We start from the raw sequence: 13,501 nt of genomic DNA on the forward strand, positions 1-13,501 counted from the left end.
ATAAAAAATGAAAAAGACGTTATCGATTATCGCATTGTCGATCATAGGTTTGGGTTTGGTTTCTTGTAAAAAGGAAGAAAATAAAGAGCTTCAGAATTCGGAAACAATTACACCAGATTCTACAAATACATTGCCGGGAGATTCTTTACCTCCAAGAGCGCAAAATAATACTGCTGCAGGAGAAGTTGCCACACCGGCAGTATCTAGTCAGCCGTTGACGACTGTTGCTTTATCAGAAAGTAATTTTGATTTTGGTAACATTAAAAAAGGTGATAAAGTAAATCATGTATACGAAGTAACAAACACCGGAACAAATCCTTTGATCATATCAGAAGTTAAGCCAGGATGCGGATGTACTGCACCTGAGTTTACAAAAGACCCGATTTTACCTGGTAAAAAAGGAAAAATTACTTTAAGCTTCGATTCTTCAAGTTTTGATGGTGCTGTTCAGAAATATGCAGATGTTTTTGCAAACGTTGAAAAAGCTCCTATTAAATTGACGTTCAACGCAAACATACAACCTAAATAAAAGATTATGTTAACAATATTTTTACAGTCCGCACCAGCTGGAGGATCTTCTCCGATGATGCTGATTATGATGGGTGTGATGTTTGTTGGGTTTTATTTCCTGATGATCAGACCTCAGATGAAAAAACAGAAGCAGGAGAAAAAATTCCAGGAAGAGCTGAAAGTTGGGAGCAGAGTAGTACTTACTTCCGGTCTTCATGGGAGAATTTCTCAGATTCAGGAAGACGGAGTTATCATCGAGACCTTATCCGGGAAATTAAAGTTTGAAAAAGCGGCAATTTCGAGAGAATTTACGGCTGCGAGATTTGGAGATAAAGCTACGGCAACTACTGATAAAAAAGAAGTTATCGAAACTGAAAAGAAGTAGTTTTTAGTTTTAAAAACATATTAAGAATCGGCGCGGTGACCAAAGGTCACCGCGCCGATTCTTAATATGCTTATTTTCGCTCCGAATATTCCAATATTAAAATGTTATTATACAGAATCAATTTGTGCTCATAAATACAAAACATTCGCGAAAGTGATGTTTTAAAAATATCTTTGCCCAATGAATGAAAATACAGCAAAAACAGTTCTCATCTTAGGTGCTAATTCTGATGTTGCCAAACAATGTATTTTGCAATATCTTAAAAAAGGTTTTTCGGTAACAGCAGCTTCCAGAAACACAGAATCACTCAATAAGTTCATTATCGAGAACAATTTGGATTCAGCAAAAATTTCTGTTTTATCTTTTGATGCTGAAAATTTCGATGCTCATCAAAAATTTTATGATGAGCTTCAAATAAAACCGCATATTGTAGTTTACTCAGCCGGATTTTTAGTCGATAATGAAGCAGCTTTAAGAGATTTCAAAGAAGCTAAACAGATGATTACGGTGAATTATATGGGCGGAGTATCTATTTTAAATATTATTGCAACAGACGATTCCAATAAAAATCTGGAGAGGATCATCGGTCTGTCCTCACTTTCGGGAGTACGGGGACGAAGAAGCAATTTCGTTTATGGAAGTACAAAAGCGGCTTTTACAACATATTTGGCAGGCTTGAGACAGGAATTAGCTCAACGAAATATTACGGTCAACGTTTTAATAAGCGGTTATATCAATACGAAAATAAATACAGGCTTAGAACTCAATAAAACCCTTTTGATGGAACCCGGTTATGTCGCAAAACATATCGTCAATGCCGGAAATTCTTTCTCTATTGTCCCGAATTTTAAATGGAAAATGATTTATTTTATCTTGAAAATATTGCCGGAAGGTTTGGTGGCCAAGTTGCCTTGATTAATAATTATCAATCTTTACTTTCTGTAAAGCTAAAGCAAATATTAAAGTATTATAATTGGCTAAAAGCAAAGGTTGGTTTCCATAATGAGCAAGTTTCAAATCTACTTTAGTATTGTTCAGATAAAAGAAATTTCCATAATTTGACATTTCTTCATCTACAAATTTCAATTTAATTAAGTTGTTGATATAGTTCATTAGCATTAATTGTTGAGAACTTGATAGTGAAATTTTTTTATTTAATTTTTTCACTTGAATTATTGAGCCTAAAGAATCTCTAATTCCACAATCAGCTCCAAATTTTGTATACGACAATTCTATTTGTTTTTCTAAACGATAAATTTTTATAAGTTCTTCATGACCGCCCCATTCTCCACAATCAGCAAATTGAGATTTTATAAATATTGTATCCTCATTATTATAGCTTAATATATTGTCAAACGAATATTTTTCTTTTTGATCTATTTCTTTCACAATTTCTTTATCTGAACAACTGACAAGAAATGATAGAATTAAAATTGAAATAAGAGTTTTCATTGATTGGTTTTATTTCCAAAAGTACAATTTATTCAAGATTCTGCAATAATTCCAACACCTTCATCATATCAATTCCTTTACCCAAAACAGGTTTAAACAAATCTCCTTTTTCTTTAATTCTCCCCAAAGCATTATGAATATTAAAATCTGTCGGTTTCATACCTGGTTTTACCTCATCCCATTCTAAAGGCATGGAAACGGAAGCACCTTCTTTTGGTCTTATACTGTAGACACTTGCTAAAGTCTGACCGGTTCTGTTTTGAAGATAATCTAAATAGATTTTCTTATCGTCTCTTTTTTGCAGACTTCTTTCTAGAGTGGTAATTTTCGGTAGTTTTTCATTGACATGTTTCATTAAAATGTGAGCGAAATCTTTAACTTGGTCAAAATCGTATTTCCCACCCATCGGAATATAAACATGAATTCCCGTACTTCCCGAAGTTTTACAATATCCTTTGATTTTAACTGAATTTAAAACCTCATTCACTTGTAAAGCAGTTTCTATCACATGATCAAAACTGTTTTTCTTCGAAGGATCAAGATCTAAAACCATAAAATCCGGATGATCAAGATCAGGAAGCGAACTATTCCAGGGATTCAGATCAATACAACCTAAATTATTCAGATAAGCCAACGTCGCCTTGTCATTACAGTAAATATAATCGATGTATTTATCATTTGATTCCGAGTAAACCTGCGTGGTTTTGATCCAATCCGGAATATTGTCACTCGCATCTTTCTGATAGAAACTTTGCTCTTCAATTCCGTTAGGAAAACGGTTTAAAGACAATGGGCGGTTTTTCAAATGTGGCAAAATATAATCCGCAACAGATTGATAATACTCAACTACGTCGCCTTTTGTAACATCGTCTTTTGGGAAATAAATTTTATCCTGATTTGTCAATTTTACTTTATGCTTGTTCAATGTGATTTCCTTTTCTTTTTCAGAAATTTCAGTTTTTTTTAATGGTGTTTTGGCTTTCATTTCTTTTGATTTTTCGTTAATTTGATTCATCTCAATCATCGAGCCTTCGGTTTCTTCAGGATTTTTATCTTCCCGGATGGCTACAAAAACAGGATGGCGGAAAATTCCGTCGTTGGTAATTTCAGAGTATTTTATTTCGCAGACCAATTCGGGTTTTACCCAAGTTACAGGCATATTAGTTTTTGGTTTCTTTTCAAATGGAGAAGTTTTTACGACCAATTTCAATAACCTTTGATGAAGAAGATTCAAGGATTCATTATTAAATCCCGTTCCTGTATGTCCGGAATAAATCAGTTCCCCATCAATATATTTTCCCAAAATCAATGCTCCAAAACCTTCTCTTGAACCGCGTGGTTCAGTAAATCCACAAATAATAACTTCTTCCGTGTTGGTAAATTTTATTTTAAGCCAATCTGAATTTCTGCTGTTTTCAATATATAAACTGTCTGCTTTTTTGGCAATCATTCCTTCAAGTTCCATTTTTTTCATCTGATTAAAAAAATCGATGCCTTTTTCGGGAATATGATCACAATATTTGATGATGTCGGTTTCAATTAAAGCTTCTTTTAAAAGCTCTTTTCTCTGTATTAAAGGTAGTTCTTCGGTCGAATGCCCATTGAGCCAAAGCAGATCGAAAACCTGATATGTCAAAGCCAGGTCAGGATTGTCACCTATTTGTTGCAGGAGTTGGAAACTAGGCTTCCCGTGTTCATCATATGCGACAATTTCCCCATCCAAAATCATTTTGTATTTTTGGTGACTGAAATCATCGACGACTTTATCGAATTTTGACAGGAAAGAAATCCCGTTTCGGGAATAAAATAGAGGTTGTTTATTAGAAAGATCAGCCACGGCTCTGTAGCCGTCCCATTTTATTTCAAAAACCCAGTCTTCGTCATCAAAAGCTTCTTCAGAAAGCCTGGCCAACATCGGTTTGATGAATGTCTCAAGTTTCTTTTCGTCTACTAAAGAATTGAATCTTTGAAATTTTGGTTTCGTTTCTGAAGTTATGACTTCTTTTTGGTGCTTTTTAGGCTTTTTTTTTCCTCTAAAAATTTTGTAACCTGAGAATTTTTGGCTGTTTTTTCTTCGGCGTCATAATTTTCTTCGGCAAATTTATCTTTATGTTTAATTAACAACCATGAATTTCCTTCAGTATTTTTCATTTTTACTAAAGCAAATTCACCCTTGAGTTTTTTGCCATGTAAAATGAATTTTAATGAACCTGCTTTTAGTTCTTTCAGTAATTCTTTTTCGTCCGAAAGTTTGCTTGTATCGTCCAACGGTTCGTATGTTCCGCTGTCCCAGACTTCCACTTGTCCGGCTCCGTAATTTCCTTCAGGAATATTTCCTTCAAAATCTTTGTAGTCGTAAGGATGATCTTCAACCATCATCGCAAGACGTTTGTCTTTCGGGTCTAATGACGGGCCTTTCGGAACGGCCCAGCTTTTCAAAACACCTTCCATTTCCAATCTGAAATCATAATGAAGACGTGACGCAGCATGTCTTTGAATCACAAAAATAAGTTTGTCTTCACTTTTTTTTGTTTTTCCTTTGGGTTCGGTGGTTTCATCGAACTTTCGTTTTTCGTTATAATCTTTTAGTGGCATTACGATGCATTTTTAGATTTCGGACTATGCAAGCTGGCTTTCAACTGTGCCATAAGGTCTATCACCTTGCCCTGTTTTGCAGGTTCTGCTTTTTTAGCTTTTACACCTTTTCCTTTTGCTTTTTGTTTGATGATTTTTAGTAAAGATTCAGAATAAGTATCTTGATACATTTCAGGATCAAATTCCTGCGAAAGCTGTTCGATAAGGCTCACTGCCATTTTTAGTTCGGCAGGTTTTGGAGGTTTTTTAGCAGGAATTTTTAAATCTTTATAATCTCTTATTTCCTGAGAAAAACGTAATCTGTTCAAAACTAAAACTTCATCATTGTAAGGTCTGATCATCCCAATCGCTTCACTTTCACGAAGCACAAAAGTTCCAACGCCCACCATTTTTGTTTGGGACAAAGCTTTTAATAAAAGTCTGTAGGCATTTTCTCCATTCTTTTGAGGCTCCAGGAAATAAGGGTTTTCAAAATAAACGCTATCAACTTCAATCTCTTTTACGAATTGATCGATTGAAAGTATTTTGCTTTTTTCAGGACTTGCTGCTTGGTAATCTTCGTCTTCAAGAATGATGTATTTATCTTCCATGAGATATCCTTTTACAATATTTTCCCACTTGACTTCTTTGCCTGTTTTTTCGTTCACTCTTTTAAATTTAATGTTCGAAAAATCAGACTTGTCGAGCATATCCAAATCGAGTTTGCTGGTTTCTACAGCAGAATAAATTTTTATAGGAATATTCACTAATCCAAAACCAATGGCACCGTTCCAAATTGCTTTCATTGTCTTATTTTTTATAAAACTTGCAATGATTGTGCCGTGAGATAATTGTGTTTTGAGATTAGATTTATTTAAATAACGACTTACTTTCTAAAGTGTTGTGGATGAATGTTTCATCATTCATGGTTGTATTTTTTCGTTTTCTTTGAGAATTTTTGTTAATTCAATCTCCTCTAAATATTCTTCATAGCTAAATGAAACGATGTCTGAATGTTTTTGCTTCAGGAGATTTTTGTCAGTTAAAAACTTCATCCAATCCCATCTTCTTTCAGAGGAGTCGCAACCATATATATCTTGTGAATTACACAGTTTATCAGGAAATCCCAATCGTGTTTTAAATTCTATCTCTAAAAGTTTGATTAGTGAATAAACTTCATTGTCTGTTTTGTAATTTCCGATGTAAGGTTGTATGACATCAAATTTTATCAATTCGAATATTTTGTCATAATTTAAAGTTTCATCTGTGTTTTTATAATCGATTTCGGCTTTGTCAAGATAATATTTGTACAAATTTTCTTCTGTATTTATAGCGTAAATTTTTAAGAAATTTTCTCGTTCCTCTTTGTTTTCAAAATCCTTTATTAGGAAGAAACCAAAATCTTTTTCAAGAAAAGAATACTTGTTTCGATAAGTGTCTTTGTTGTATTTTATTTTTTCGGCAGCTTTGATTGCATCAGGTATTTGTGAATAATGGATTTTTGAAAAAAGTTTCGAGATATCTCTTTCGAAATCATCAATTTTGCTTGATGTCATTCGGATTTTATCAATTTCACTTTGGATATCGAATATTTTACCGTCAAAATTAGCATCATTGAATTTTTTGTCTTCGAAAGGATATTCAAATTTGTCTGACAATACTTTTTTTGCGTTTGCTATTTCAAAATTTATGTCTGGATCATCAGTTTTTAGATTGTTTAAAATCATCAATGCATCTGGAGAATTCTTGGTAAATTTTATTAAATAATATCTAAAGTTCCCATTAATATTACAATCTTTAAAGAGTTTAGATTTTTTCAGATATAATTTTAGCTCTTCCGTATCTTTCAAAAGTTGGCTCCAATTTTTAGAATAATAAATATCTGCTATTCTTGAAATTGAGCATTGAAGATTATAATTGTTTTCGTTTACAATTGTCCAGTATTCTAATGCGGTAATGTCTTTGAATGTAAGTTCCTGTATTAATTTGTCTTCAAGTTTTCGTCTTTCATTAAAAGGCAATTTCGTTTTTAGTTTTCCAATATCTGATCTTAAGGCTTCGGTTCCAATAAAATCAATTTTGTTTTTTCTACAATATTCGGTCAATAGAGATAACGAAGTCAGAAATTTAAAAGGTGAAAGTGGTAGAACTTTTTGATTGGTTTGGTTAAAGATATTTTTTTCTTTTTCAAAACTTAATTCATTTACTCTTTTTACATCACTTTGAGAAAGGTGTATGAAAGAATTTAGGGCAATCGAATCGTTGTCACTAGATAAATTTTCAACCAAAGAATTTATATTGTCGATTTTATTTGGTTGGAGTGATGAGTTTTCAAAATAATTTTGAGCTACATTCCATTTAAAGTTTGTATAATTTTTTGAAAAATAAATGAGCAAATTGAGAATAGCACTATTGTCAAAATTCATATCCCGAGTGTCCCAGACTATATAATCATTTCTTCCGGCAGGTCCGATATCTGTATATGTCAGTAATTTTAAAAGATCGAAAAAATCTTCTTTATTTCTGTTGAAATTATTGAATTTATCTCTTCGGCGATAAAATTCTTTACAAATTTTTAAAAGACATTCCGGATTATTTTGTTGTATTAAAATAGCAATACCTCCTGCTTTAATCCAATCTTTACTTAGAATTTCCGTACGTTTGTCAATAAGTTTCTGAATTTTTTCAGCAGGCAATTCTCGAAATTCTATGAAAAATTTTCTCTCGTAAATTGGTGTTATATAAAATGCTTCTAATTCCGGATAATATTTTATTTTGTCTTTATTCTTGTTTAAAAAAGTAGAATAATTTTGAGCATTTTTTATTTCTGCTAAGTTAATCGAGGCTTCAGGAAAAATAAAATTTTCTTCAATAGTTCGTTTTGCGAGATAAAATTCTTCGGTTTCGTTATAGTGATGGCCCAGAAATTCAGCTAGTTTTTTGGAGCTGTCAAAATAAGGTGCTAATTCATTTAATGCTTTTTTATCACCTTTTTCCAAACGTAATTTTAATTTATAAATACTGCTTTCAAAGTATTGCCCCTCTGCATCCTGAGAACTGTAAAGATGTAGAATGAGTACAAGAAGTATGGATATTAGTTTTTTCATAATAAAAAAGCGGAGAAAAAATCTCCGCTTCTAATTTATGCTTTTAAATTTAATTTCAATTCCAATTCATCGAGCTGTTCGTTAGCAATTGCGGCCGGCGCGTCGATCATCACATCACGCCCAGAATTATTCTTAGGAAAAGCGATGTAATCTCTGATCACTTCGTTTCCATCAAGAATGGCTACCAAACGGTCAAATCCGAAAGCCAATCCTCCGTGAGGCGGAGCTCCGTATTTGAAGGCGTTCATTAAGAACCCAAACTGAGCTTCTGCTTCTTCTTTTGAGAATCCTAATAAATCAAACATTTTAGATTGAAGATCTCTATCAAAAATTCTGATAGAACCTCCACCAATTTCATTTCCGTTCAATACCATATCGTAAGCATTGGCTCTTGCTTTTCCCGGATCAGTTTCCAGTAAATGAATATCTTCCGGTTTTGGAGAGGTGAAAGGGTGGTGCATTGCATGGTAACGTCCGCTTTCTTCGTCAAATTCCAGTAAAGGAAAATCGACAACCCAAAGTGGTGCGAAAACGTCTCCTTTTCTTAATCCCAAACGGTTTCCAAGCTCCATTCTCAATGCAGAAAGCTGAGTTCTTACTTTGTGCTCGTTTCCGGAAAGAATCAACATTAGATCGCCTTCTTTCGCTCCGAATTTTTCGATGATTTTTGCTAAATCTTCCTCACTGTAAAATTTATTCACAGAAGAAGTTTTTACACCATCATTCTGGAATTTAACCCATACCATTCCTGATGCTCCGATTTGTGGTCTTTTCACCCAGTCGACAAGCTCATCGATTTGTTTTCTTGTGTAATCTGCGCAACCTTCAACATTAATTCCGACAATCAATTCAGCGTCATCAAATATTTTAAAATCCTTTCCTTTTACTAAATCGTCTAATTCTACGAATTCCATTCCGAAACGGATATCCGGTTTGTCGTTTCCGTATTTCTGCATTGCATCAGCAAAAGTCATTCTTGGGAAAGTTCCGAATTCCTGACCTGTAATATCTTTGATCAATGTTTTCGTCATTCCTTCAAACACATTCATTACATCTTCCTGATCTACAAACGCCATTTCGCAATCGATTTGTGTAAATTCCGGCTGTCTGTCGGCTCTTAAATCCTCATCGCGGAAACATTTCACGATCTGGAAATATTTATCCATTCCACCGACCATCAACAATTGTTTGAAAGTCTGTGGAGACTGTGGTAATGCGTAAAATTGCCCCGGATTCATTCTGCTTGGTACAACGAAATCTCTTGCTCCTTCCGGAGTAGATTTGATTAAAACCGGAGTTTCAACCTCGATAAATCCTTCGTCTGACAGATAATTTCTCACTTTCTGCGCCATTTTGTGACGGAAAATCAGTTTATCTCTTACCGGAGCTCTTCTGATATCCAGATAACGGTATTTCATTCTTAATTCTTCGCCACCATCCGTTTCGTCCTCAATTGTGAAAGGCGGAAGCTGAGATTCATTAAGAACTTCTAATTTTTCAACTAAAATTTCAATTTCTCCTGTTGGAATATTGGGGTTCTTGCTTACTCTTTCGATAACTTTTCCTGTCACTTGAATTACAAATTCACGTCCTAATTTTTTTGCATTTTCCATCAATTCCGCTGAAGAACGGTCTTGATCGAAAACCAACTGAGTAATTCCGTAACGATCCCGAAGATCTATCCAAATCATAAATCCTTTATCACGAATGGTTTGTACCCATCCTGAAAGTGTAACTTCCTCATTAAGATTTTTCAGAGACAATTCTCCGTTGGTGTGCGATCGAAACATAAGTATTTGTTTGAAATTTTCGTTGGCAAAGATAAGATTTTTAGAGGGTTTAAAAACAAAAAACTTCCATGAAGGAAGTTTTATAAAATTATAAATTGTTTAAATTTCTATTTCAGCATTGTTGCCACAGCAGAAAAGTTATATTTTAGTGCATAATCTTTTGCGGAAAGACCATTGGCATCTTTCACATTTTTATCAGCACCCTTTGCTAATAACATTTTCACCATAGTTGTCTGTCCAAACATTGCAGCATTCATCAATGGGGTAACTCCATCGCAGGCTTTGTTTACATCAGCTTTGTTACTAATTAAAAATTCAGAGATATTCTTTTTATTATTTAAAGCGCTGTATGAAAGCATTGTGTAAGAAGCATCTTTTACACTCAGACATTTATCATAGTCAGCTTTTGTAAAAGCAGCTTTGAATTTTTGTATATTATCTGATTGAATAGCCTGTCTCTGTACGCCTGTAACTTGTTGTGCAAAAATAAGATTCGCAAATGCAGAAAATCCTAAAATCACAGAAGTAATAATTATTTTTTTCATAAAATTAATTTTTCTAAAGAATATACAAATCTAATAATTTTTTTGATACATTGACTCAATTAGTTATCCAATTTACAGCCTTTTCTAAAACTTCATCCTGATCTGTTTTTATTCCTTCTATTGTCGGCTTCACTACAATATCCGGAATGATTCCTACACGTTGCGTTTCTTTTCCGTCCGGATAATAAATTCCGATCCCGCTGATCATCGTTGAAATATTTCCGGGGAGCATTATTTTTGAGACATTTCCGTCGGCGCCAGACGTTGTGGAACCAAAAACTTTAGCATTTGGTGCCGTTCTAAGGCCCATCGTGTGATATTCAGCGCTGCTTTGGGTAGTTTCGTTGATTAAAATGGCAATCTTACCTTTATAATAATTGTTTCCGGTACCGGGAATTTTGAGGCTTGGTGTAAAAGTAAAAACACCAGGCTGTATATTATTTGTATTGCTAAATTTCACAAATTCAGTACTATTTGGTTTTAATAACTTTCCAAGTTTAAATACAACAAAGTCAGACGGATAGCTTCGGAAATCAATCACGAGACCTTTAGTATTTTTAATTTTTTCGAAAATTTCAGGAAGTTTTTCGGAATCTGCACTTCCCATGTAAAGATAAGCTACGTCGTTATTAAACATTTCGAAAAATTCTTTCTGCTCATCGTTCGCAATTTCTGCGTAAGTGTAAGTTTTAATCAAGGCACTGTTTTCAATCCCGTCTCTTAGAAATTTAATATGAATAGTTTCGGAATTGCTGCAAAGAAGATTTCTTGCGATTTCTCTCAATTGCGTTGGGTAATTGGATGCAGCAGTATATTTTAGCTGTTTTTGGATAATACTGTCGATATTTTCACCGTTGACCTCAACGATGATATCACCTTTTTGCAATCTGGTCTCTTTGCCTAATTCTTTTTTATAAAAATCAGTTACTATTGCCTTATTTTCTACAAAACTAACCTTAACAGAAGAATATCTTTCTCCAAAATATTGATTGACTGCTTTGTTGTTTCCCCAGATATTTGCATGGGTATCATGAATGCGCGCAATAATTTCTAAAGCTGCAAGTGTGTATTCTGACTGGTTTTTTGCATTAAGGAATTTGGGAATAAACTCCGGAAGCACCTTTTTCCAGTCTTCTTCGATCAGATTTTTGTATGGAAAGTAATATTGAATGATATTCCAATATCTGTACAGAGACAGCAGGCGAAATCCTTCATCAGGAAAAGACATTTTCTTGTAAGGATTTTCATTTTTAAAATCAGGATTGTTGACTTGGTCAAAAAAATCTACATAATAATTTATTTTGGATCTTTTGGCGTATTTTAAATTGAGAAGCAGTTCAGTCAGTTCCTGTGAAAAACCTGAGCTGGTAATCCAATCCAGATCGGCCTTTATTTTTATATTCTTATCATCAGATACAATTTTTGTTGTTTCAAATTCTCCCAAATTCTTGATCCAGCTGATGTATATTTTATCGTTTTCGGTGATGGAATTCCCTTTTAATTTAGGTAAGAGCCTAAAAAGCTCATAATCCCAGTTATAATTTCCTTTGGCGATATTGGGATGATAATATTTAAGATAGCCCCAAATTAATCCAAGGTTTTTCAGATTTTCCGTGTTTTTTGCATCTAAATTGATATTGCTGAGTTTAGAACCATCATCAAATTCTTTATCCAGTTCCACTTTTGCTGGTATTTTCTCAAAAACTTTCGCTTTACTAATATCTCTACCGTCGATACTCACTTTCAGCTCATCAATCCAGATTTTCCCTTTTCCTGCTAAAAGTGCTCCTAAAACAATTTGCTTTGTATTTTCAGGGGACATTTCAAGCGTTACTTCATATTTTTTCCAAGGGTTTGTACCTTTCAAACCGATTTTTTTCATATTATCGAATGCAATCTGAGGATCTATTCTCATCCAAAGACCTGCAAAGCCATTTGATACATTTTCTGTCTTAAGATAACCTGAAAGTTTTATTTTTTTTCCGGCATAGTTCTCAGGAAGCGTAAAAGCGAGAGCTTTAAAGCCTTTTTCTTCTGTAGATTCTATGGTGGCAGAATATTTTCCTTGCTGTTTTTCGGTGGCATCTACAGAGATTTTTGCGTTACCATCACCAAAGATGTTCCAGTTTTTCGGGAAATTATTTTCAATGATTTCAAAGTTTAAATTTTCGATCTTTTTCTGCGCCTGAAAATTAGTAAAGATCAACAATAGGATTAAAATGATACAATGTTTTTTCATGGTTTTAATTTTCACAAACATAAGAGTTATCAAGATTCCATGATAAGCTGAATTTTTATTTTAAGGAGTTTTATGATGATAAGAGTTTTTTTAACCTCAAATTTTAATTTAAACTGTTAAAAACAATTAAACTTTATATTCTAATATGTCTCCCGGCTGACAGTCTAAAGCTTTACAGATCGCATCCAAAGTAGAAAGCTTCACCGCTTTTGCTTTCCCGGTTTTCAAAATAGACAGATTGGCCTGCGTGATCCCGATTTTTTCTGCAAGTTCCTGCGACTGCATTTTTCTTTTTGCCAGCATGACGTCTACATTAATGATAATCGGCATATTTATATGGTTAAATCGTTTTCTGACTGCAAATCGACAGCTTTCTTATAAACCTGAGCAATGATATAAACTACTCCGGCAAATAAAAAGAACCGAAAATTCTCATTACCGGAATCAAATGAAATTGATAGTTTTCCTGTCACCAATCCGGCAATAAAATTTATTAAAAATGATAAGCAGCCAATGGCCAATGCCAGTTTTGCAATTCTTGAAATTAAAAAATAAATTTCAATTGAAAAAGGATGATTGAGTTTAATTTTCTGTAAAATTTTTATGACATATCTTAACATGATCAGTTCCATGGTTCCTAAAACGACAGAATATACCAATAGAAAAAGTAACCTTCCTTTTTCTAATGACTGAATATTTTTTATGTTCTCATTGCCAATATTTACACTAATTTTTATTTCTTTCATGCTCCCGATATCAATTCCTAAAATGGTAGCAAAAATCAGCAAAATCAATATAAATAATCCAATGCTTAGAATGATTGTGTAGAGCCAGATAAACAATTTGAGGATCTCTAGAATTGAAGTAGAATTTTTCTGCATTTTTTTTATGTTTATTAT

13 protein-coding genes are annotated in these 13,501 nt (G+C 33.5%); 3 read left to right on the plus strand and 10 right to left on the minus strand.

Features of this window, described 5'->3' with window-relative positions:
- The first annotated feature begins 7 nt into the window (after window positions 1–7).
- The 3 genes from K0U91_RS08625 (at window position 8) to K0U91_RS08635 (ending at window position 1,810) form a co-directional block, all read left to right on the plus strand.
- A complete protein-coding gene (locus K0U91_RS08625; RefSeq protein WP_220180761.1) occupies window positions 8–529 on the plus strand; it encodes a DUF1573 domain-containing protein in 522 nt (173 codons plus the stop codon).
- A 6-nt stretch (window positions 530–535) separates the two neighbouring features.
- Window positions 536–895 (plus strand): preprotein translocase subunit YajC, encoded by a 360-nt coding sequence (gene yajC / locus K0U91_RS08630; RefSeq protein WP_220180762.1) that lies wholly within the window; start codon window positions 536–538, stop codon window positions 893–895.
- Window positions 896–1,075: 180 nt separating this feature from the next.
- Window positions 1,076–1,810: an SDR family NAD(P)-dependent oxidoreductase gene (locus K0U91_RS08635; RefSeq protein ID WP_220180808.1), complete on the plus strand. Its 735-nt coding sequence runs from the start codon at window positions 1,076–1,078 to the stop codon at window positions 1,808–1,810.
- Here the strand turns inward: K0U91_RS08635 and K0U91_RS08640 are convergent, their stop codons facing one another.
- The 10 genes from K0U91_RS08640 to K0U91_RS08685 all read right to left on the minus strand — a co-directional run bounded on the left by K0U91_RS08640 (window position 1,811) and on the right by K0U91_RS08685 (window position 13,483).
- Window positions 1,811–2,347 carry a hypothetical protein gene (locus K0U91_RS08640; RefSeq protein ID WP_220180807.1) on the minus strand — a complete coding sequence of 179 codons (537 nt, stop codon included), beginning with the start codon at window positions 2,345–2,347 and terminating at the stop codon, window positions 1,811–1,813.
- 28 nt (window positions 2,348–2,375) lie between these two features.
- Window positions 2,376–4,262, minus strand: a complete 1,887-nt coding sequence (gene ligD / locus K0U91_RS08645) for a DNA ligase D (protein WP_220180806.1) — start codon at window positions 4,260–4,262, stop codon at window positions 2,376–2,378.
- Window positions 4,263–4,339: 77 nt separating this feature from the next.
- Window positions 4,340–4,942 (minus strand): DNA polymerase ligase N-terminal domain-containing protein, encoded by a 603-nt coding sequence (locus K0U91_RS08650; protein ID WP_220180805.1) that lies wholly within the window; start codon window positions 4,940–4,942, stop codon window positions 4,340–4,342.
- Window positions 4,942–5,727: a non-homologous end joining protein Ku gene (gene ku, locus K0U91_RS08655; protein WP_220180804.1), complete on the minus strand. Its 786-nt coding sequence runs from the start codon at window positions 5,725–5,727 to the stop codon at window positions 4,942–4,944. Before ku ends, K0U91_RS08650 begins: the two co-directional genes overlap by 1 nt.
- A 117-nt stretch (window positions 5,728–5,844) precedes the next feature.
- Entirely contained in the window at window positions 5,845–8,028 is a 2,184-nt protein-coding gene (locus K0U91_RS08660; protein ID WP_220180803.1) for a hypothetical protein, read from the minus strand.
- Window positions 8,029–8,063: 35 nt separating this feature from the next.
- On the minus strand, window positions 8,064–9,818 hold the full coding sequence (gene aspS / locus K0U91_RS08665; protein WP_220180802.1) for an aspartate--tRNA ligase: 1,755 nt from the start codon (window positions 9,816–9,818) through the stop codon (window positions 8,064–8,066).
- A gap of 107 nt (window positions 9,819–9,925) precedes the next feature.
- Window positions 9,926–10,363 (minus strand): ankyrin repeat domain-containing protein, encoded by a 438-nt coding sequence (locus K0U91_RS08670; protein WP_220180801.1) that lies wholly within the window; start codon window positions 10,361–10,363, stop codon window positions 9,926–9,928.
- A 55-nt stretch (window positions 10,364–10,418) separates the two neighbouring features.
- Window positions 10,419–12,602: a S41 family peptidase gene (locus K0U91_RS08675; RefSeq protein ID WP_220180800.1), complete on the minus strand. Its 2,184-nt coding sequence runs from the start codon at window positions 12,600–12,602 to the stop codon at window positions 10,419–10,421.
- 126 nt (window positions 12,603–12,728) lie between these two features.
- Window positions 12,729–12,932, minus strand: a complete 204-nt coding sequence (locus tag K0U91_RS08680; protein WP_219970334.1) for a helix-turn-helix domain-containing protein — start codon at window positions 12,930–12,932, stop codon at window positions 12,729–12,731.
- Window positions 12,933–12,934: 2 nt separating this feature from the next.
- Window positions 12,935–13,483: a DUF2975 domain-containing protein gene (locus K0U91_RS08685; RefSeq protein ID WP_220180799.1), complete on the minus strand. Its 549-nt coding sequence runs from the start codon at window positions 13,481–13,483 to the stop codon at window positions 12,935–12,937.
- Between the last annotated feature and the right edge of the window lie 18 nt (window positions 13,484–13,501).

The sequence above is a fragment of the Chryseobacterium sp. LJ668 genome (genome assembly GCF_019613955.1).
Lineage (GTDB): Bacteria > Bacteroidota > Bacteroidia > Flavobacteriales > Weeksellaceae > Chryseobacterium.

Excerpts from the sequence above, each read along its gene's own strand:
- K0U91_RS08680 (WP_219970334.1), bottom strand. The coding sequence starts at position 12,932 with ATGCCGATTATCATTAATGTAGACGTCATGCTGGCAAAAAGAAAAATG.
- K0U91_RS08635 (WP_220180808.1), top strand. The coding sequence starts at position 1,076 with ATGAATGAAAATACAGCAAAAACAGTTCTCATCTTAGGTGCTAATTCT.
- yajC (WP_220180762.1), top strand. The coding sequence starts at position 536 with ATGTTAACAATATTTTTACAGTCCGCACCAGCTGGAGGATCTTCTCCG.
- ku (WP_220180804.1), bottom strand. The coding sequence starts at position 5,727 with ATGAAAGCAATTTGGAACGGTGCCATTGGTTTTGGATTAGTGAATATT.
- K0U91_RS08685 (WP_220180799.1), bottom strand. The coding sequence starts at position 13,483 with ATGCAGAAAAATTCTACTTCAATTCTAGAGATCCTCAAATTGTTTATC.
- K0U91_RS08670 (WP_220180801.1), bottom strand. The coding sequence starts at position 10,363 with ATGAAAAAAATAATTATTACTTCTGTGATTTTAGGATTTTCTGCATTT.
- K0U91_RS08640 (WP_220180807.1), bottom strand. The coding sequence starts at position 2,347 with ATGAAAACTCTTATTTCAATTTTAATTCTATCATTTCTTGTCAGTTGT.
- aspS (WP_220180802.1), bottom strand. The coding sequence starts at position 9,818 with ATGTTTCGATCGCACACCAACGGAGAATTGTCTCTGAAAAATCTTAAT.
- K0U91_RS08660 (WP_220180803.1), bottom strand. The coding sequence starts at position 8,028 with ATGAAAAAACTAATATCCATACTTCTTGTACTCATTCTACATCTTTAC.
- ligD (WP_220180806.1), bottom strand. The coding sequence starts at position 4,262 with ATGTTGGCCAGGCTTTCTGAAGAAGCTTTTGATGACGAAGACTGGGTT.
- K0U91_RS08650 (WP_220180805.1), bottom strand. The coding sequence starts at position 4,942 with ATGCCACTAAAAGATTATAACGAAAAACGAAAGTTCGATGAAACCACC.
- K0U91_RS08675 (WP_220180800.1), bottom strand. The coding sequence starts at position 12,602 with ATGAAAAAACATTGTATCATTTTAATCCTATTGTTGATCTTTACTAAT.
- K0U91_RS08625 (WP_220180761.1), top strand. The coding sequence starts at position 8 with ATGAAAAAGACGTTATCGATTATCGCATTGTCGATCATAGGTTTGGGT.